The 19224-nt window shown below is 48.6% G+C and carries 15 protein-coding genes; 9 read left to right on the top strand and 6 right to left on the bottom strand.

All coding sequences use genetic code 11. The features are described from left to right. Positions 1-31 precede the first annotated feature (31 nt). The gene (locus OU814_RS21130; RefSeq protein ID WP_017287232.1) at positions 32-487 is read left to right on the top strand and encodes a hypothetical protein; all 456 of its coding nucleotides are present in this window, start codon (positions 32-34) and stop codon (positions 485-487) included. 36 nt (positions 488-523) lie between these two features. Here OU814_RS21130 and OU814_RS21135 read toward each other — a convergent pair whose 3' ends face one another. Further along, entirely contained in the window at positions 524-1798 is a 1275-nt protein-coding gene (locus tag OU814_RS21135) for an O-antigen ligase family protein (RefSeq protein WP_268241997.1), read from the bottom strand. Further along, positions 1785-2627, bottom strand: a complete 843-nt coding sequence (locus OU814_RS21140) for a YaaW family protein (protein ID WP_017287234.1) — start codon at positions 2625-2627, stop codon at positions 1785-1787. The genes OU814_RS21135 and OU814_RS21140 overlap by 14 nt, the downstream gene beginning before the upstream one ends. Before the next feature lie 81 nt (positions 2628-2708). Here OU814_RS21140 and OU814_RS21145 point away from each other — a divergent pair, with 81 nt between their 5' ends. Further along, the gene (locus OU814_RS21145; protein WP_268241998.1) at positions 2709-3731 is read left to right on the top strand and encodes an NAD(P)/FAD-dependent oxidoreductase; all 1023 of its coding nucleotides are present in this window, start codon (positions 2709-2711) and stop codon (positions 3729-3731) included. Positions 3732-4072: 341 nt separating this feature from the next. Here the strand turns inward: OU814_RS21145 and OU814_RS21150 are convergent, their stop codons facing one another. The 3 genes from OU814_RS21150 to OU814_RS21160 form a co-directional block, all read right to left on the bottom strand. Then, positions 4073-5716 carry an iron uptake porin gene (locus OU814_RS21150; protein ID WP_017287236.1) on the bottom strand — a complete coding sequence of 548 codons (1644 nt, stop codon included), beginning with the start codon at positions 5714-5716 and terminating at the stop codon, positions 4073-4075. A 154-nt stretch (positions 5717-5870) separates the two neighbouring features. Then, entirely contained in the window at positions 5871-7277 is a 1407-nt protein-coding gene (locus OU814_RS21155; RefSeq protein ID WP_268241999.1) for a hypothetical protein, read from the bottom strand. A 151-nt stretch (positions 7278-7428) separates the two neighbouring features. Then, the gene (locus OU814_RS21160) at positions 7429-8574 is read right to left on the bottom strand and encodes a glycosyltransferase family 4 protein (RefSeq protein ID WP_268242000.1); all 1146 of its coding nucleotides are present in this window, start codon (positions 8572-8574) and stop codon (positions 7429-7431) included. Here OU814_RS21160 and OU814_RS21165 point away from each other — a divergent pair. The 5 genes from OU814_RS21165 to OU814_RS21185 all read left to right on the top strand — a co-directional run bounded on the left by OU814_RS21165 (position 8560) and on the right by OU814_RS21185 (position 15425). Beyond that, complete coding sequence (locus OU814_RS21165) at positions 8560-8766, top strand: hypothetical protein (protein WP_268242001.1); 207 nt, start codon at positions 8560-8562, stop codon at positions 8764-8766. The two genes, OU814_RS21160 and OU814_RS21165, sit on opposite strands and share 15 nt — an antisense overlap. Positions 8767-8792: 26 nt before the next feature. After that, the gene (locus OU814_RS21170) at positions 8793-9005 is read left to right on the top strand and encodes a hypothetical protein (RefSeq protein WP_190647758.1); all 213 of its coding nucleotides are present in this window, start codon (positions 8793-8795) and stop codon (positions 9003-9005) included. A gap of 435 nt (positions 9006-9440) precedes the next feature. Next, complete coding sequence (locus OU814_RS21175) at positions 9441-10151, top strand: response regulator (RefSeq protein WP_017287241.1); 711 nt, start codon at positions 9441-9443, stop codon at positions 10149-10151. 530 nt (positions 10152-10681) lie between these two features. Then, positions 10682-14902, top strand: a complete 4221-nt coding sequence (locus OU814_RS21180) for a PAS domain-containing protein (protein ID WP_268242002.1) — start codon at positions 10682-10684, stop codon at positions 14900-14902. Positions 14903-15104: 202 nt separating this feature from the next. Then, on the top strand, positions 15105-15425 hold the full coding sequence (locus OU814_RS21185; RefSeq protein WP_017287243.1) for a cupin domain-containing protein: 321 nt from the start codon (positions 15105-15107) through the stop codon (positions 15423-15425). On the opposite strand, the gene OU814_RS21190 is transcribed toward OU814_RS21185, so the two are convergent. Then, on the bottom strand, positions 15420-16115 hold the full coding sequence (locus tag OU814_RS21190; protein ID WP_268242003.1) for a Crp/Fnr family transcriptional regulator: 696 nt from the start codon (positions 16113-16115) through the stop codon (positions 15420-15422). The genes OU814_RS21185 and OU814_RS21190 overlap by 6 nt on opposite strands. Positions 16116-16189: 74 nt before the next feature. Between OU814_RS21190 and OU814_RS21195 the strand changes: the two genes are divergently transcribed. Continuing rightward, positions 16190-17002: a YwiC-like family protein gene (locus tag OU814_RS21195; protein WP_268242004.1), complete on the top strand. Its 813-nt coding sequence runs from the start codon at positions 16190-16192 to the stop codon at positions 17000-17002. A gap of 136 nt (positions 17003-17138) precedes the next feature. Beyond that, positions 17139-19199, top strand: a complete 2061-nt coding sequence (locus OU814_RS21200; RefSeq protein WP_268242005.1) for a sensor histidine kinase — start codon at positions 17139-17141, stop codon at positions 19197-19199. Positions 19200-19224 lie beyond the last annotated feature (25 nt).

The following is a 19224-nucleotide window of genomic DNA, read 5'->3' on the forward strand; positions in this document are numbered from 1 at the left end:
TTCCCTTTGAGATGATATCGAGAGTAAATTAATGCTGCACTTGGCGCAAGTTCAAAAAAAAGGCTATCTAGGCAAGGCAGGATTGCGCTTATTGGCTGCTCAAAAGTCTGAGCATGTTTGGACGAGGCTCCCGGAAGAAGAAACGGTTCTTTCGGCTGAAGCCAATACGTATGCGGATGGCTTGCTAGTTTTGGTTGAGATTTCGAGTAGCAATCAGATTTTAGATATTCGCGAAGCGAAAGATTGGGTGCTGGAGTTGGTTCAGCGCTATCTAACGTATGGAATTACGCCTGCATTTTTGCAGCAGGAGACAGAGCGGGCGGAACAGTGGCGGCAGTCTTTGACGCTGGAAAGCCAAGAGTTGGCGAGACGAGCGATCGAGCTTGAGGCGAGACGCGAGCAGATTCAGGAGTTGGAAGAAGAACTGAAGAACGAGAAGAAACAGTTGGAGATGTTGATGTCACAGGTGAGGGCGCAGCAGGAGTAGAAAAAGTGGGGAGTAGGGGATAGGGAGTAGGCAGGGTTAAGACCCTCGCAATCTTACTCCCCACTCCCCACTCTCTTCCATCTTCCAAATCGCCGCAAGCAACACCCATCCCATCAAATTAATCCGCGCATCGAACAGGGCGATATCTAAGAAACTGAACAAGGTGCAGGCTAAAAAGGCAATCCAGAACGTGAAATAGATCGGGCGGTTTGTCGGGGAGAGTGCTTTCCAAATCCAAATACCCTGTGCCATGATCCAACCGACGAGTCCATACAACATTACAGCAGCAGGTAAGCCGGATTCAGAAGAGAGCATGAGAAATAAATTATGCGGATGTCCGATCCAAAGCTGCATCTGTTCAGTGTAGAGACGAGCAAAGCTTCTCAAGCCCCAACCTGTTAGCGGTCGCTGTTCGGTCATGTTCCAGGCAAATTTCCACTGCGTCGATCGCAGTTGATTCACAGGTCGATCGCTGTACATTTGATCGTTAAGTCTTGCCCAGAAAAATCGCGGCACAATTTTGCGTAAGGGGACTGAGATCGAGTCTGGCGCAAAGGCGGCTCCTAGGACAATTCCTGTGATAGCTCCTACTACAGCAACAATGATTTTCCAGCCTTGATACAGGGCAAAGGCTAGACAGGCTAAAACTGCGATCGCCCAAACATTGCGAGAATTGGTGAGAATGAGTCCGATTGCGTTGAGTAAAACAATTCCGATTAGGAGTTTTCTGCGCTCTTGCAGCCATAACCCCAAACTGAGAATAAAGACGATCGCATAGTAATTTGCCAAAATCGTCGCATATTCAAACACCGATGCCATTCGCCCAACAGGATTACCCCCGGCGAAAACTTTCCAAGAAATTAACCCCCACAGCAGCGAAGGCATACCACCGAAATTGAGCAGTTGCAAAATCCCGATCACAGTGACAGGGATAGAAGTGATTACCCAAATCCAAGCAATTTGCGTGAGTTGTTTTGGCGATCGAATCAGATCAGCTAGTGCTGCAAACGTGAAAAAGAACGGCAAAAAATTGAACAATCCAAGAAAAGCATTTGCGCGATCGTCTGCAAACCAAGCGGCTGCAATCATCACCAGTCCTAGAATCGCAAAGCCTCGATTGACAGGTTCACGACTTAAGCTCGAAAATTTTCTCACCCAGATTGCGATCGCAACCATCAAAATCGAAGTGCCGCCCAAAAAAGCACTAAAGGGCAGCAGAAATAATCCGATTTGCACGACATTCCAATGGCGTTGGAAATTTGGATCGGGGTGAGGCTGAAGTGCTTTCATCTCTAAACTAAATCGGTTCAAAACATTCCGATCGCGTTAAGCGAATCTGAGCCAGCGCAAAAATTGTTGGGATGACTCGTCCGTAATTTGTCGCGATCGCTCTCCATCCCAAATCCGCTAAAAACCAAGCCCAAAGCGCTGATCCGACAAAGGCAAATGCTGCACGAGATGCTGTATATCGCGCTGATGCCATTGTCATTCCGCGTCGAGCTAGCTGCATCGAAACCTGAGTTTGAATCTGAGTTGCCGCAGCAATTCCGCCTTGGGTGATCGCTTGTTGTGCCACTTGATAGCGGGCAAAATGCAGTGCAAACTGGCGGGCGATATGTTGCAGCAGGAGCGGCTGAAGAACAGTATTCACCGCTAAAGCGCTGCCACCTTTAACTACGAGTGACATCGGATTCTTTTGTAGAGACAGCGGCAAATCTGCAACAAAATCAGTTTTCGATAAAGTATTCTGAATACGGTTCGTCAAAGCCGTTTGTTCTGATGCAGGCAATTGCTTCCAAGCTCGGTTTAATAAACTGAGAAAAACTTCTGCTTCTAAGTCTGTCGTAGACATTGAGGCTGAATAAGGCAATTTCAAATATCGGCAGACCTGAATGAGTACTTGGCGATAGCTCACTTGCCCAGTTTTGCGGCGCAAGACCGTGATGCCATCGGCAGCGAGAAAGCGGAAACGATCGTCGATCGCATCAAGCCAGTCTTCTCGACATAGGCTTTGCAGATCGATTGGATCGGGGGCATTGACATAATCGAGAGGATTGAATTTGGGACGAAACAAGATTTCAGTCAGTTCGCGCAGTTCATCATCTGTTGCTAATTCCAATGCGGCTCTAAACTCATCCACTGGTTACTTTCCTCCCGATGCAGCGTCAAGATTCATTCTACCTAAGCAAGACGGTACTTCGGAATTTACGGTTTCATCAATATGTTAGATTCTCAATTTGAAATTGCGATCGTCGGTGCAGGTATGTCTGGTCTCACTTGTGCCCAAATGCTGCACCAAGCAGGGTATAAGGTTGTCGTGCTGGATAAATCGCGGGGTTTGGGCGGACGCATGGCAACGCGCCGTCTCCACGGAACTCATGCCGATCATGGCGTGTGTTATCTCAAGCCGAAGTCGGATGAGTTTCAGAATTTATTGGATCAGCTAGTCGATCGTCAAGTTAGCCGAGTTTGGACAGATCGAATTCACGAATGGGTAGACGGAGAGATCCGCGCTCCTGAATCTCAAGCAGCTTGTTATGTTTCGCCAACGGGAATTTCGGCGATCGCGAAGTTTCTCTCGGCTGGTTTAACGTTAAAGCTGAATCATCGCGTGACCGAGATCAAACCAGGTTGGCAATTGCACTGCGAATCAGGCGAAACAATTTCGGCTCAGGTCGTGGTGATCGCGATCCCGGCTCCACAGGCGGCACAGTTGTATGAATGGGACAAGTTAAATCAGGTTGAGTATTCGCCCTGTATTAGTGCGATCGCGGTTTATCCAGCAGAGCGACAGAGTGAAGTTGAGCAATTGCCGTGGAAAGCATTGATTTGTGCTGATTCGGAGTTGGGATGGATTGGATTAGATAGTACGAAGCAGTTGCATCCGGTACAGCCGACGGTTGTGGTTCAGAGTAATGCCGCATTTGCAACTCGACACTTAGAGGATATGGATCTTCAGCAAGTGGGGGAAAGGCTGCTAGAACGAGCGTCTGAGGTCGGGTTGCCATGGTTAACGAGTCCTGAAGTGTTGCAGGTGCATCGGTGGCGGTATGCTTTTCCGATCCAACCGTTGCCGGAGCCGTTTCTGGTTGCAGATACCGTGCAACCGTTAATGTTTACGGGAGATTGGTGTGGGGGAAATCGGGTTGAGAATGCTTTTCAGGCGGGAATGGCGACGGCGCGTGAATTAAATCGGAGGTTGGAGAATCGATCGTTGGGAGAGCGATTTTGGTGGCAAATATAGGCTTGGCGTAGAACCTAAGTAGATGGGCGTAATTAATAATCAGTTCGGCAAGTTTTCTCGCTTCGTTGTTCACCCGCCCCGGAATGAATTCGGGGCTAACGGTGCGAAGTCCGCTCTGGGACTAACAGCCCATGAAAACGCCTTCTTCAGTGGGTTTCAACCCAGTTCGCACGGTTAGCCCGAACTTCCAGTTCAGGGCGAGACGCAAACGAGAGCGACGATCTTTCAATTAATTGCATCTCCCTACTTAGTTGTCATTTTGCGGAGTGGGGAGTGGGGAGAACCTAGATTCAGATTGCTCCCTATCTCCCCATCTCCCTATCAGAGAGAGCAGTCTCGCCTTAGAACGTGAAAGTCGTTCTAATCGTTCCAATCACAATGTCATCATTGCGATTGTCATGGTTTGGAGCTGTTAACCAGATGATCCCAGGCGTGATCGCAATGTTGTCAGTGAGTTGATACTGATAGAAGCCTTCGATGTGCAGAGAGGTATTGCGATCGCGTCCGATTGCTTGTCCAAATGTGCCGCTGCTACTCGACACTCTCGGCTCCATACCTACGATGATGCCAGCCAAGCTTCCCTTCTTGAGAAAATCTGGGAATGCGAGCCCTGCCGACCAGTTCCAAATGTCCAAATCGCCTCGATTTCCAGGCTGCAACGATTGAGCATTCGTATAGCCGACAGACCCATTGAAAACAACCTGCGGCGTAATTTGGAAAGAAGCTGAAATTCCGTACGCATTCGCAGATGTTGGAACTTCATCGGCAAGGAAACCATTCTCAGCAAGCGATCGGAAGTTTGCGCGGGTACTGCCGACTGCGCCATTGCCAGAGAAGTCAACATTGTAAGCATGAATGTAAGTGAGTCCAATGCCTAATCGCTCGCTAGGGCGGAAGGTCAATTGTGCTAGCGCGCCATAAGAGCCATTAAATAGACCATTTCCAGGCGCAGGAGAGCTAGGTTCACCCGCAAGATAGCCCAAGCTTAGTTCTAGAGCATCGCTAAATTTGTGGCGTACTCCAACCCCAGTTCCAGCCGCTCCATTCCCTAGATAGTAAATCGAGTTCCGAGTCCCAAAGTGGCTGAGTGCGCCTGATCCCCCATCTCCATCCAGATACGGATTGAGCGTATCGGTAAAGTCATCGATCGCACCTGCATTCGCTTCGATGACAACGGTGGTCTTTTCACCGAGGGGAAACGTATAGTTCAGAGCATCGACTCCCAGTTCGTTGTTTTCTCCACCTGCAAAGCGCAGTGCGCCTTCATTGGTCAGGGTGTTGCCGTTGATGCCTGCGGGCAGAGCAGAAAGATTCGCAGCTTGGAGGCGAGTTCTCAAGATGTCGCGCCCAGTAAAGCTGGTATCGAAGTTGAGACGAACCCGATTGCCGACGATCGTATTGCGAGACACGCGATCGACAACTTCATTACTTGTTCCCGTGACTGGATCGAATTCTCTGCGAATAAAATCGCGCCCTGCTGCGACTCCAGTAATGCCAAGCACCACTTCTGCATTGAGTTTCGTGGTCGTTGAGAATTGCTGTTTCTCCAGCGTGGAAGTTCGAGCTTCGAGCGAATCGACGCGTCCGCGCAAGGTTGCCAGTTCTGCTGCAAATTCTTCTTGCAGCTTTTGTAACGTGGCTAAATCTTCTTTTTTCACGAGATCAGCGGTTGCTGCTGCGATCAGTTCGTTCACACGATCGAGACAAGCATTCAGTCCCGCTGCAAATTCATACCGCGTTAAAGCCCGATTGCCGCGATAGGTACGATCGGGATAGCCTGCAATACAGCCGTAGCGTTCGACTAAGGATTGCAAAGCTTGGAATGCCCAATCTGTCGGGCGCACGTCGGAAAGTTGGGAAACCGAAGTGACTTGATTGAAAGGTTCTTGAGCAGTCAATTCTGCCACTTCAGCAGCCGTTGCACTCGTTGCAATGCCTAAGCTTGCCGCAACCACCAGGGAATGAACGAATAAAGATTTTGTCATGGAGCTAAATCTCACACCACATCAGTAACTTTCTGATAATAAATCTCATTGTCAACAAGATTACGATCGATGTGATTAAATTTAAGCTTTTATTTAGGACGATGACAGCTTGTAAAACTTATCAGATGCTACTAAAACTTGAGAATATTCTCATCTATATTTTCTTGTTTTGAGAAGTTTTAGCTGGTTCATCGGCGGGCATGAGGTTGCCGAACGTCATCGCGTCCAGTTGGTTGATCATCTTGAGGGTTTGGGCACGGCGGGCGCTCGAATCGAGGGGTTGATTTTTCAGCCACGCGATCGCATTGGGTTTGCCCTGCTGAGTTGCCATTCTCAGTGCGCCCCACATCTGTACTTCGGATCGCGACGGATTAAATTGAAGCGCTGCATTAATTCGCTTTTGAACGCGTCCGGGATCGTATTTGAGCACATCTAGCACTTCAGGATGATCGATCGAGGATTTTTCCATCACCTGAGCGGCTCTTTCCCAGCGTCCATCCAGCAAGTTTGCTAGGATTTGCTGGCTGACATTTGCCCAAGGTTGATCGGCTTGAGTTTTGGTAATTTTCGCATGTCGATCGATCAAATCCATCTGAGCTTGAGCCGCAGGAGTCCAGGCTGATCCGACTCGACGTTTGACCGATTTCAAGTATTCCGAGGCATTTGACCACAATCCGCTGCGTGCGAGAAAGAGTGCATCGGTGAAAGCTCCATTGGCGATCGCAGGTTGGCTGAGCGAAATTGGCTGGAGTTGAAAGGGGATATTTTTACGTTTGACTGATCTCAGTTGATACACCTGAAAATCGGGTTCCAATCCTACCGTTTGATTCACCACAAATTCGGCGGGTCGCCCCTTCGGGACAGCTTGCCAAGTGGGGAGTTCGCCATCCGGGCTTGTCCAAGACAGCATCGCGCTCATTGCCGTGGTTATCGGGTTGTAGTAGATAACTTGACCATATGCGATCGAGCTATCTCCCTGTTGAAGTTTGCCATTGACATTCAGCCAAATGCCGTTCTGGGGGGCACGATCCTCAAGGCGCTGCACGTTGGTAAACGGCAATTCGCGATCGGAACTAGGATTCATCGCCCGTGCGCGCACCAGTGGCTCGGTGACAAAATCTTCTCGCATCTCGCGCACTTCGATTTGATTGACGAATTGTAGTGCTTCTGGCTTGCGGGCAGTGGAATTTTTGACAAGGCGGTAAGCCCGAAGTTCGACTAAGCGATCGTCTTGATCCGCTTGTGGTCGAAAAACAGGCATGAGTATATCGATTTGTTTTGGTTTGCCTTGCTTGACAGTTTCGACTCGAACGACCTCGCCTGCATATAATCCCGCTTTTCGCAGATCGGCTTGAACTTCTTTTAGAGATTTTGGATCGTCCCACGCGCTGATGGGGATTTGCGCATCATCGGGCAAATAGCGATTCATCCATGCAACCGATTTTGGATCCATGATGAATTCTGTACTCAGCCAAATGCTGGTGACAACGCATCCTGCTGCGCTGGCGATCGCTAAAAATGAGCCGACCGATTTCCAAGGAACTGCTCCGATTTTTTTCATAGCTTCTTAAAACTGATGCGTTGTAAAAAACTGCCCTTCTTTGAATGGTATATGCGTCTCTGAGTTTGCGCGCGATTTCCTTTCTAAGAGGATGCTCTAAAGATTCTTGCCTTAGGTCTGATCTGCCCTGAAATAGAATTTTGGGTCAAAATCACCCCGTAAGCCCAGAATCTTTTGATCTGTTTAGAATCTCCTCTAAGACTTGTAAATATTGATGTCCGGCGCGTTCCCAGGTGTACTCGGTTTCAATGAGCGATCGTGCATTTTCTGAAAGTTGCGATCGTAACGCTGCATCGTCAAATAACCGGGAAATTGCGGTGACATATTCAGGGGTCGTATTGGCGTGTAATGCGCGCATTGGATGGCTAAACTGCAATCCTTCTAGCCCTCGATCACTTGATACGATCGGTGTTCCGGCTGCCATTGCTTCTAATGTTTTATTTTTGATTCCGTATCCGGTTCGCATCGGAATCACACAGACTGTTGCACAGTGTAAATGTTCAGCGATCGATTCGACCCGTCCAGTGACAAATGCTCGATCTTGCAGTTGCAAAACTTCTGAAGTTGGTCGTGCGCCAACTAGAGATAAGGTGGTATCTGGATATTTTGCTTGTACTTGCGGCAGGATTTCCAACGTGAGATATTTTGCTGCATCAATATTGGCTAAGTTATCCATCGCACCAATAAAGATCAGGTGATGTCCGCCTGGATCGGCTGTGCGATAAGGAAATTCGGTAAAATCAACGCCATTCGGAATGACACGGATTGCAGCGTTTGGATGAAAACTTTGAAGCTGGGTGCGATCGTCTTCGGTCGTAACGACAATGTGTGAGAATTTGCTGCAAAAGCGTTTCTCATAGCGTTTGAGCAAGGGTAGATTGATGCGATCGCGCAGTTCATGCTCAGAAGTCCCGGTTTGCAATTGATTGCGACAAGAACCATAGACTGAACTATGCACATTGACGACTGCTTTATGCCGAAATTCAGGACGGATGTAAGCTTCGTTGACGCTGTGTTCGCAGGTGATGACATCAAACTTATCAATGTGTTGATCAATCCAGGTTTGCATCGCAGGGGAATAGTTCGATCGCACACTAGGCGGCGTGCCTTCCATGAGAAAATTCGCGAATCGTTGCAGTTTATTTGAGCGATCAATAGGTTTGTCAAAAACGACTAATTCACTGACATGTTCTCGCAGTGCAGCAATGTCCGCATCGCTCACATCAGCACTTCGTTGAGTGAGAACGGTAACGGAATGAAAGTGATGGAGATATCTCAGTAAATGGAAAGTTCGCACCTGAGTTCCGCCTTTGGTGGGGGGATAGGGGAACGTGGTCGAGAGCATGAGGATGTTCATGGGGCAAATGAAACGATCGCGACTTTCTCGGTATGCCCAAAAGTTGCGATCGGGTTTCTAGGTGGATCTGCGAAAAATGCGCTGCATAACTCGATCGAGCAAAGCGTAAAAGAGAGTGGATGCCAGACCTAACGTGATCAACTCATGGAGGCAAGACAATGAAACTGCGATGGAAAACACTCTTTGTACAAGTTGCAATTTGGGCAGTCTCAGAAGTTGCGCTAACCTGTGTTGGAATTGATGACTTAGCTGACTACAGTGAATTTATTCTTGATCGCAAACAAGCCTTTATCGAAGCCATCTCAAAATCTACTCCCTTCGCAACTGCTCCTTTTCCTTTCTGTCCTAAAGTTTCTGTTCTGATCGCTTGACTGAGTAAAACCGTGAAACGTTTCGACACAAAGTCAGGAGTTTTAATGGTTTACGGTTCGCAAGATTGAAATGATTAATCCAGGCTAGATTGGACAGATGTAGCCGCTATGAGAGCTAGGTTATCTGTAGTTCACCTATCAGTGTCGATCCTTACTTCTACTTCTAGTAGGACAGCATTTGAGTTTGTAACGTTCTACATGCAAGAACTCAAAAATTGCCTCATCCCGTTAGAATCTATCGAGAGGAATAAATCTAGGTTATACCTTTAGGGGGCGGAAAGTTCTCGAAGTTCTTATCTAAAAGTCATTCTCCGGGCAGACAGAGATTCGCGCGCTCTTCCTCTAAACTTTTCTACAGATAGATCAATCAGCATTTTGAAATAACTTATTTTCTGAGGTCTACCCCTGTTTGTTGAATTCTTTGGAGATCAAGCGATGCCATCAATCCGTGTTGTTTTAGTAGAAGATCATGATCTGACTCGGTTTGGAGTCCGGGCAATGCTGCGCGAGCATGGCAACATTGAACTGGTTGGAGAAGCGCGAGATGCAAAATCGGGGTTAAAAGTAATTCAAGAGACTCATCCGGATGTCGCGATCGTCGATATCGGTCTGCCGGATATGAATGGAGTCGAACTGACGCAGCAGTTGAGAGCGATGCAAGCTGAAGCAGGTGTTTCTCCAACAAAAGTTTTGATCATGACGATGCAAGATGATCAAGAAGTTGTACTAGCAGCATTCGCAGCAGGTGCAGATTCTTACTGCATGAAGGATATTAGTGGTGATCGTTTAAGCGAAGCGGTGGCATTAACGGCAGAGGGACATGGATGGATTGATCCAGCGATCGCGAAGATTGTGCTAAAACAAGTCCAGACAAACAGCCCAACTTCAGCCCCGGCTTCAACCGTGACGATCAATCGATTGTCTGAAGAAGAAAGCCAAAGCATCTCGACTTATCCCATCACAGCTCGCGAACTTGATGTTTTGACTTTGATTGTAGATGGACGCAGTAATGCAGAAATCGCAGAGCGGCTCTACATTACCGTTGGAACCGTCAAGACTCATGTTCGCAATATTCTCAACAAGCTGTGTGTGAGCGATCGTACTCAAATTGCAGTTCGAGCATTACGCGCAGGATTAGTTCAGTAATTAATAGGAGTCGATTGAAGCTCTGAGATTGGAGCAGTGCAATGGAGACTGAGCAAATCGCATCACGCTTAGGGACAAGATACGATCGCTGATTCTATTTCTCTCTGAGATTTACTCTTCCCCCAAAGGATAGATCTGCTCCCCCATCAGACAATGCTAAATTGACCTCATCTTAAAGAAAACGCGGAAGCGAACTTAACCATTCTCTTTTAGCGATATGCCTAACTAATCCAACGGATACTCATTGTCTTTTGGATCTATATGAAACTAAACCCTTGAAAGCCCTGAGCGATTTTGCTGAGGGCTTTCAAGGGTTTGAAAGTAGATTTCAAAGTGGAGCGGATGAATGTGTATCAGTGATCACTTTTAATCTCCCCGCTTAACACAAATTATGAAGAACATTGAGCACAAAGTGCAACTCTAGAGCACCCGCTGTAAGCTGGATTTCAAAGCCACCTGACAAACCTGTAGAACCAAAACTTTTGGTCGCTACGATAATGGATTTAATTAGGTTGAGAAGGTAAACGAGGATGCGGAGATCGCGCTTGCTAGGAGCCTTAAGACGCTGGTTTTTCTCCAGCCACCACTTCCATCAACGGGTAGCACGGGCTGCTAGTCATATCACGATGTCAGTTGCCTGTCTCGTCCTCCTAGGCTGGAGCTTTGATATTCCGGTTTTGAAAGAATTCTTTCTTGGTATGAGCACGATGAAGGCAAATACCGCGATCGGGCTGCTCTTGGCTGGATTATCCCTCGGACTCCAAACTCGACAACGCTACAATTTGCGAACGATTCGAGCTGCGCAAGGCTGTGCGATCGTCGCTACCATCATTGCTTTTCTGACCCTCTGTCAGTATAGCTTCGGGTGGGATCTTGGTATTGATCAACTGCTCTTTCACGCACGACCCGATGCTGCTGAAACGTTATATCCGGGTCGGATGGGGGTGAATACAGCGATCGATCTCGCTCTGATCGGAATCGCACTTTGGCTATTGAGTCAGCCTGCCCAGATGACTGAGGAGCGCGGCAAAATAAATCGCTTGATTGTTGCTCAACTCCTTGCGATCGCGGTCGGTTTGATGTCCCTACAAGCTGTGATTGGGTATGCCTATCAGGTGCAAGTCTTTTATCAATCCCCACGGTTGACGACCGGAATGGCGCTGCATACTGCACTTACCTTTGGCATTTTAACTATCGGAATGCTGGCACTCAAAAGCGAACAAGGAGTGATGCGATCGCTCACCAGTCCGCTCGTCGGGGGCGTTGTCGCACGACGGTTTATTCCGACTGCAATTGTGATTCTGGTCATCCTAGGCTGGCTAATTTTGCAGGGGCAAAAGGCAGGATGGTATGACTCAAATTTTGCGGTGTCGCTGATGGTGATGACGCTCATTGCTGCATCGTTGGGACTGGTGGGGCGAAATGCTGATACCCTCAACCGAATGGATCGAGATCGCAGACGATCATTCGATCAGTTACGTTCGAGTGAAGAACGGCTGCAGCTTGCACAAATGGTGACGGAAACGGGCACTTGGGAGTGGAATGTTCAGACGGGAAAAATCGTTTGGTCACACCCTTGCTATCCTCTCTTTGGCGTTTCATCGACGGAGGCAGATTTGCTGACAGCGTTTATGTCAAAAGTTCATGCCGAGGATCTGCCGACTATCCAAGCCGTTGTGCAGCAGCGAACGACACTGAATGCCGTTGAACTTGAGTACCGCTATCACCATCCAGAACGAGGACTGCGCTGGATGTTTAGCCGAGCCAGAGCCGCTTCTGATAATCCTGCACTGCTGCGCGGCATTTCGTTGGATATCACCGATCGTAAACAGGAGCAGCTAGAACGCGCCCAAACTCAGGAAACGATTTGCCGACAACTCGCCGAAATTGAGGCGATCTACGATACGGCTCCGGTTGGGCTAGGTCTTTTTGATCGAGATTTGCGCTTTGCTCGGATCAATCAACGCTTAGCCGAAATTAATGGATTGTCGATCGCAGATCATCTCGGTCGGACAGTTCGAGAGATTGTCCCCGATCTTGCAGATGACGCAGAACCATTACTCTGCCGGGTGCTAGAGACGGGCGAACCATTGCTGAATCTAGAGATTATGGGTGAAACGGCTGCTCAACCTGGCGTTCAGCGAACCTGGCTCGAAGATTTGTATCCACTCCGAGATGCAGCAGGACAACCGATCGGCATCAATGTGGTAGTTCAAGAAATCACGCAGCGCAAGCAAGCAGAGATTGCGCTGCGTGACAAAGAGCAGCAGTTAGAGCAACTCAGCAACTCAATGCCGCAGTTTGTCTGGATATGCGGTGCTCACGGAGAACTTGAATATGTGAATCAGCAATGGTGCGACTATTCAGGATTGAGCCAAGAACAAAGTCATGATCAGACTCTCATTGTTAGCCATTATCATCCAGACGACCAAGCCTCTGCCTCCGCTCAATGGGAAACAGCGCTAGCAACACAGCAACTCTTTGAGTTTGAAGGACGATTACGATCGACAGAAGGCATGTATCGCTGGTTTTTAATGCGGGCAGTGCCCGTCTTCGATGATCGTCAACAATTGCAGCGATGGTATGGCACTTCGACCGATATTCACGATCGCAAACTGGCTGAACTCAACGATACCTTCCTCAATCATCTCGATGCTCAGTTGCGGCAGTGCTCTGAGCCAGAAGCGATGATGTGGGAAATTGTGAGTCGTTTAGGTCATTATCTCAACGTCGATCGCTGCCTGTTACATAGCGTTGATTTAGAAGCGGGGAGCACGACGATTCGGCAAGATTGGCGGCAAGCAGATCTCGAAAGTATCGCAGGCGTTTATTCACTGTCGGAGTACATTCCGCCAGAGATTATCCAGTGCTATCAAGCGGGTCAGTCCCTTGTCGTTGACAATGTGGAAACGCACAGCAGCACGGTGCCCATTGCTCATCATTTGCTTGAGCGGCAGATTCGGGCTTTGATTGGAGTTCCCTGTATTGAGTCTGGGCGTTGGGTCGCATCGCTGACGGTGCATTCCCGCGCGATTCGAGAGTGGCGATCGGATGAGGTCAGACTCTTGCAATCTGTGGGAGCACGTTTTTGGGCTTTGATTCGGCAAACGCAAGCCATGCAAGCTCTGCGAGAAAGCGAAGCTCGATTTCGCACCTTGGCAGATAACATTGCTCAACTCGCCTGGATTGCAGACGCGAGTGGTTCAGTTTTTTGGTACAACCAGCGCTGGTTTGAGTACACCGGGATTACGCTCGAAGAAATGCAGGACGGGGGGCGACAGGTTGTGCAACATCCCGATCACATCGAGCGGGTGACTCAGCGATTTCGCCACGCAATTAAAACGGGTGAAGTCTGGGAAGATACGTTTCCGTTGCGGGGTCAGGATGGACAATACCGATGGTTTCTCTCTAGAGCCATTCCGATTCGAGATGAGCAAGGCAATATCTTGCGTTGGTTTGGTACCAATACAGACATCACCGATCGTAAACAGCTCGAAGATGTTTTAGCGGCGCAAACTGAAGAACTCATGCGCACCAATCGGCTCAAAGATGAATTCCTGGCTGCGCTGTCTCACGAACTCAGAACGCCACTGACTCCAATTTTGGGATGGACGCGGCTGATGCAAGATCACAAGCTCAACCCTGCGAAAACGGCTGAAGCACTCGATATTATTCAACGTAGCGTCAAACAGCAAATTGCTTTAGTCGATGATCTCCTCGATGTCTCTAGTGTGATTCAAGGCAAACTGCATCTGAAATTACAGCCATTAGATTTAGCAAATGTCGTGGCTCATGCGATCGAGACGGTGCAGTTTACCGCTCAAGCCAAACGCATCGAAATTGAAGTGGATAATACTGCGGCGTTGCCTGTGCTTGGAGACGGTGATCGCTTACAGCAAGTCTTCTGGAATCTGCTCAACAACGCTCTGAAGTTCACGCCCGAAGACGGACGCATCAAAGTCGAGTCATCGATTTTCATTCATCGAAATGGGATTCGTTCTGTTCAAGTTCGCGTCATTGATACGGGAATTGGGATCGCGCCTGAGTTTTTGCCGCATGTGTTTGACCATTTTCGACAAGCAGATAGTAGTTCATCCCGCCGATTTGGTGGGTTAGGATTGGGGCTGTCGATCGTCCGGCATTTGGTGGAACTGCACGGTGGTACAGTCAGTGTCGAAAGCCCTGGAATCGGACAAGGCACAACTTTTATGGTGCGATTTCCATACCACACGAACTGTTTGCAGCGCAGCGCACCGAATGATCTAGCAGATCTTGCCCCGATGCCTCTTAACGCATCTCCAGCGATCGCGCCTGTTATTTCAGCGCCAGCCGAAGTCCTCGCTTCAGAAGTTCAACCGAGTGCCAATCTCACAATCACTTTAAAGGGACTGCATATTCTGGTCGTGGATGACGATCAAGACAATCTAGAACTATTGCGCTTTTTGCTGGAAGAATATGGTGCGATCGTGACTGCTCAACTTTCAGCGATCGATGCGCTCGACTTCCTCTGCCAAAAACAACCCGACCTGATTATCAGTGATATTGGGATGCCTCAAGTGGATGGTTTTGAATTTATTCGCCGCGTGCGATCGCTGCCACAAGCCAGAGAAATTCCCGCCCTAGCACTCACGGCATATGCTCAGATAGAAGACGAGGCGCAAGCGATTTCATCCGGTTTCCAGGGGTTCATTACGAAGCCAATTGATCCGCTGGAATTACTCTCAAAGCTGATCCGCTTGCTCAAGCCTTAACTCTCTTGAAAATATTGCTCAGAATGAGCTAGCTCATAGAAACTTTTCTCAGCCTGCGGCATAGTAATAGTCAACCGCATTCATGTTGCGGAGTGGGACATAGAGGAATGGGGGGAGCCTAGACTCGGATTGCTCCGTATTTCACTACTTCTCCACTTCCCTATCAGATTGATTGTAATGAACGAGTAGAGGAACATAGATCATGGTGACAACTTCAACCCATTCTCCATCCTTTAGCACTCAACTCAAAGAGTGGATTGATTACAGCAAACCCGGTGTGACTCGAAAAACGATCGTCAAAGATACCCAACCCGCGATCGCGCTCTTGTGTTTGACAGCAGGAACAGAACTAGCTGAGCATACGGCTCCGCGCACGGTTTCGCTGGTGGTGATTGAAGGACGGGGCACATTTACCCTAGAAGGACGCGAAATCGTCATGGAGCCTGGGGTATTGATTCACATGTTGCCGAATACCCGTCATGCAGTGCGAGCCGAAGAAAATCTGGCATTTTTGCACCTATAGCTCAACTTCGCCATGAGCAAGACTGTGTAAGGCTTGTTGATTGAGAATGGTAATTTTTCCGCCTCGACGGTAGGAGACAATCCCCTGCATCTGCTTAAATAACCGAACGCATTCTTCGTAGGTAATGCCAATTCTTCGAGCCATGTGATAGTGAGATTGCAGATTAACCTCAGTTTCCTGTGTAAGATTCATCTGCTGCTCGGTGGCAGCGTCTTGAATCAATCGAGCTAGCCGCACGATCGCTCGTTCAGACACTAAACCATGCACCGTTTCGTGGAGTTGTTGTAGACGTTGATTAAAGACTGCCATCATACTGAGGGCAATCTCTGGAGTCATCTGAATTGCTTTGAGTAAGGTTTCGCGTTTCACCGTTAGCACTTGCACTGAGCTTTCTGCAATCACCGTTGCAGGTGCAATAGCGTTACCGAACAGGGCAGGAGCCGCAAAAAACTCTCCAGTACTCAAAATCCGCAGTAGAGTTTCTTTCCCGGTCGTTGCTGTCTTTACAACTCGCAATTTGCCTTCTATCAGCGCATACAGGGTAGCAGAGAGACGATCGTTCTCCTGCATAATCATTTCACCAGCTTGATAATGCTGCACGTTTGCATCCGGTAGCAATTGAGCAGCTTGTTCTGGGTTGAGATGTGCAAATATCGCAACCTTGGCAAGTTGCTCGATCGTGGCTTTCATCGGCGAATATTCAGAGCTTGCAGCAGTTTGTCAGAATGAGCATAGCGCAACCGTTTCACATAGGAGATGATCCAGTGTCACTGTCATCTAACTTAACTTCGCCTCGATCGTCTTCGCAACAATGGTATCGTCCGACTTTTTCTCCAGAGCATGGAGTCTATGTTGTCTTGTTCGTTTCTTTTCTGACGGGCGCAGCCGCCGCACAAGCTTGGACAAACGAAACAGCTTTGGCTCTCGTCTGTGCTTTTTGTGGATTTCAGGCAGAGCATCCTTGGGCGATGCAAATTAGACAGCGCAAGAGTTTGAAATTGCGCTTCTGTGTCTGGGGAAGTATTTACACGATCGCTGCAATGACGATCGCGGTTTCACTTTTGCTCAATTATTCGATGCTGCTCTGGATTTATCTGGGTGCGATCGCTGCATTTTTCATTGATGCAATTTCAGTCTGGCAGCGAGAACAAAAATCAATCTTCAACGAAGTGATCACCTTTGCGGCAGTGTGTTTATCGGCTCCGTTTGCCCTAATTGCTACGACTGGGACTCTTTCGATGACAGGCATAGGATTATGGCTCCTGAATACCCTGTTCTTTGCTGGCACAATTTTTACGGTTAAGTTTCGCAAGTCGAAAACACCGACAATTGTTCCAAGTAGTTTGTATTATGCGATCGCGACTGGAATCGTGCTTGGGCTGTGGGGGTTAGGTTGGCTTGCTCCGTTGACGGCTGCGGCATTTGTGATTGCTTTATGCAAATTTGCGATCGTGCTGGCTCAGCAAGATTGGTATCGCACTGCTCGAATTCAATCTATTGCTACACTTGAAACCATCACATCTCTTCTATTTTTGCTGATGACCTCCCTCTCGCTACTCCCTGCTCACTTGGGATAGTCGGCGCAATCGTTCCGTAAGAGAGACGCTATTTGCATCAAAGCTCCTTTTCCCGATGGATTGAGGATGCTGAGACGCGCCTTAATCTAGTAAGCATATTTCCTCAAAATGAGGTCCTCGCGCTGCTAGAGAACTTATGATATTTTCCCCGCTGCATCACACTGCTCATCTTAATTTGACGAAGCTCTTTCAGCGGGCTTCTGGGCTGAGTAGTGCGATCGTGCTCCTCATCGCTGTGCTTGTCTTACTCGGTTGGCAACTGCATCGCCCTTTGTTGACAGGAAGCTTTGCAAATGATCTTGCCCCTATGAGTATCAAAAGCGCGATCGCATTTATTGCAGCGGCGATATCTCTCGGATGCTTGCACTGGCGTTCTAAAGCTTCGCCTGCCCGTTGGATCTCGCCAGTACTGGCGATCGCTGTGATTCTGCTTGGTTTTTTGAGTTTCAGTGAAGCTGGATTGACCTGGCAGCTTGATCATATGGCGTTCTTTTTTCATCTTCAGGCATGGAGTGCACCTTATCCGATCGCGCTGAGTACTGGGCTGAACTTTGTCTTGATTGGAAATGCTCTTTTGTTATCTAGCCGACCTGAGCGAGGATTTCATCGCTTAGCTCAAGCGCTCACGCTGATCACCGCTCTCATTGCTGTCAATGCGTTACTCAACAATGTGCATCCGATTGGGTTGCCGCCTGCTCATCCTGTTTCGACGATGGCACTGGCAACCGCATTTACGTTTTTAGTGTTGAGTGCAGGAATTCAGGCGTTGCACTTAGATGAAGCAGTAATGCGGGTGATGCAGATTAGTGATGGGTCGAGTGAAGGCATGGTGTGCCAACTGCTGCTCGCCGCGATCGCGCTCTCGGTACTCGAAGCATTCGTGACCTTGTGGGGACAACCTCAAGCGCCAGGAGATACTCTGTTTCATTTGTCATTTCTGACGATTAAAACTGCCTTAATCTTTACGCTGCTCGTTGGCTGGAGCGTTTCACTACTTACTCGTATTCGTCAAGATTATCAGCAGGCGGAAGCCGTGGTTGAAGATCATGAAACCTGGGTAGAGCTTGCACAGGAAGCGGCTCACTTGGGGCGATGGAATTGGGATATTGCACAGAATCAACTGCAATGGTGTGAGTACCAAAAGCAGCTATTTGGCATTGCCTCTGAGAGCTTTGAGGAAACTTATGAAGCATTTCTACGCTGTATTCATCCCGACGATCGAGCTTTGGTGCAGCACCATCTGAATGATGCGATCGAGATGCAACAAGACTACTACGACGAGTTTCGAGTCGTTTGGGGCGATCAAAGTGTGCATTGGATTGCGTCTAAGGGACGCTGTTTCTACACGGCAAAAGGGCGATCCGTCCGCATCAGTGGCGTGAGTTTTGAGATTACAGAACATCGGCAACTGCAAGAGGAGCGAGATCGCTTATTTCGCTTAGAACAAACTGCCCGTGTCCGCGCAGAATCTGCCAATCGCATGAAAGATGAATTTCTCGCGATTTTGTCACACGAAATTCGCACACCGCTCAATTCTGTACTCGGCTGGATTCACTTATTGCGATCGCGATCGCTCAAGCCTGATACGGTTGCGCAAGGCATTGATGCCCTCGAACGGAATGCCGAAGCCCAAGCCCAAATCCTTGAAGATCTACTGGATATGGCGCGACTGGCGCAAGGTCGGCTCCAGTTACAGCTTTCTCCAACTCGGTTAGCAAGCGTGATTGAAACAGTAATTCGCACGATTCGCCCGGCAGCCCAAGCGAAACGAATTCACATTCACACGGATTTTGATCCCCAAATCGATCAAGTCCTCTGCGATCCAAATCGAATGCGGCAGATTGTATGGAATCTGATCTCGAATGCCGTGAAATTCACGCCTGCTGAAGGGAGGGTAAACGTGACCTTAACCCGAGTGGATGACGGTATTCAAATTCAAGTCAGCGATACGGGTCAAGGCATTCATCCTGAGTTTCTGCCGTATGTTTTTGATCGATTTCGGCAGGAAGATAGTACACTCACGCGCAGTTATGGCGGTTTGGGATTGGGGTTAGCATTAGTTCGCTATCTCGTTGAACTGCATGGAGGGACTGTTGAAGCAGCAAGTCTAGGAGTCAATCAAGGGGCAACATTTACGGTGAAATTGCCTTTTAGAGACGGCATGAATCAGGGAGATTGCGATCGAGATGAGGGTTGATGTGTCAGATCTTGCAAGTTGGGGC

Origin of the sequence: Leptolyngbya sp. GGD (genome assembly GCF_026735145.1) — a bacterium.
GTDB lineage: Bacteria > Cyanobacteriota > Cyanobacteriia > Leptolyngbyales > Leptolyngbyaceae > Leptolyngbya > Leptolyngbya boryana.

Coding starts and splice junctions, on each gene's coding strand:
- OU814_RS21150 (WP_017287236.1), bottom strand. CDS start 5,716: ATGACAAAATCTTTATTCGTTCATTCCCTGGTGGTTGCGGCAAGCTTA.
- OU814_RS21185 (WP_017287243.1), top strand. CDS start 15,105: ATGGTGACAACTTCAACCCATTCTCCATCCTTTAGCACTCAACTCAAA.
- OU814_RS21165 (WP_268242001.1), top strand. CDS start 8,560: ATGGAAAGTTCGCACCTGAGTTCCGCCTTTGGTGGGGGGATAGGGGAA.
- OU814_RS21190 (WP_268242003.1), bottom strand. CDS start 16,115: ATGAAAGCCACGATCGAGCAACTTGCCAAGGTTGCGATATTTGCACAT.
- OU814_RS21180 (WP_268242002.1), top strand. CDS start 10,682: ATGCGGAGATCGCGCTTGCTAGGAGCCTTAAGACGCTGGTTTTTCTCC.
- OU814_RS21130 (WP_017287232.1), top strand. CDS start 32: ATGCTGCACTTGGCGCAAGTTCAAAAAAAAGGCTATCTAGGCAAGGCA.
- OU814_RS21170 (WP_190647758.1), top strand. CDS start 8,793: ATGAAACTGCGATGGAAAACACTCTTTGTACAAGTTGCAATTTGGGCA.
- OU814_RS21155 (WP_268241999.1), bottom strand. CDS start 7,277: ATGAAAAAAATCGGAGCAGTTCCTTGGAAATCGGTCGGCTCATTTTTA.
- OU814_RS21200 (WP_268242005.1), top strand. CDS start 17,139: ATGATATTTTCCCCGCTGCATCACACTGCTCATCTTAATTTGACGAAG.
- OU814_RS21145 (WP_268241998.1), top strand. CDS start 2,709: ATGTTAGATTCTCAATTTGAAATTGCGATCGTCGGTGCAGGTATGTCT.
- OU814_RS21175 (WP_017287241.1), top strand. CDS start 9,441: ATGCCATCAATCCGTGTTGTTTTAGTAGAAGATCATGATCTGACTCGG.